Origin of the sequence: Streptomyces nanshensis, assembly GCF_001751255.1 — a bacterium.
GTDB lineage: Bacteria > Actinomycetota > Actinomycetes > Streptomycetales > Streptomycetaceae > Streptomyces > Streptomyces nanshensis_A.
This window is the reverse complement of the sequence record NZ_LJGW01000494.1, coordinates 1-760: the sequence shown is the minus strand read 5'-3', so window position 1 is coordinate 760 and position 760 is coordinate 1. Positions and strand designations below refer to the sequence as shown.

Here is a 760-nt window from a genome sequence, read left to right as displayed (position 1 = left end):
TGGCGGCGGCGACCTCCGCGTACGCCGCCTCCTCGGGCAGATGGGCCACGGCGGCGAGCACGACGGACCAGTGCGCCCCGCGGGCGCGCGCCTGCTGCGCCATCCGCCGGGCCTCCTCCTCGCGGCGGCCGTGCGGCAGCGCCGCGAGCACGTCCTCGTGCAGGACGCTGTGCGCGCGCTCCTCCGGGTCCGTCACCGCGTCGTGGAAGTCCGCGCGCAGTCCGGGCGGCAGCGCGTGCAGCAGTTCGGCGAAGCGGACGGGGTGGGCGCTCAACTCCCGGCCCAGGTCCTCCAGTTCGGCCGGACCGGTCTCCACCAGGCGGCGCAGCACCCGATGCGGCAGACCCCGCTCGCGTACCTCGCCGACCTGGCCGGGACGCAGCAGCAGCCGCAGCGTGCGGCCGGCGTCGGCGGCGACGAGCCGTATCAGATACGGCGCGAACTCGGCGCCGAGCAGGCCCCCTTCGCGGTACTGCTCCAGCAGGTCCAGTACGCGCCGCGGCCGGCTGCCCGCCGCGTGCGCGACGCCCGCCCCGTACCGCCGCCACCACTGCTCGCGCAGCACGTACGGCAGGTCCTCCAACTGCCGCCCCGCCTCGGCGAGTAGGACGTCCGGGTGCCGGGTGGCGAGCGCGCGCCAGCCGGTGACGGCGTGGAAGAGGGCGGGCAGCAGCCGCGTCACGGTCTCCGTGCCGCATCCCGGCAGCAGCCGGGCGGCCTCGCCGTCGCCCCAGCGGGTGCGCACGGCGTCGACGAGCCC

General features: G+C 77.5%; 1 pseudogene. It reads right to left on the bottom strand.

What is annotated here, in order from left to right:
* A pseudogene (locus AN218_RS37190) lies at nucleotides 1–760 on the bottom strand (hypothetical protein); the annotation flags it as partial.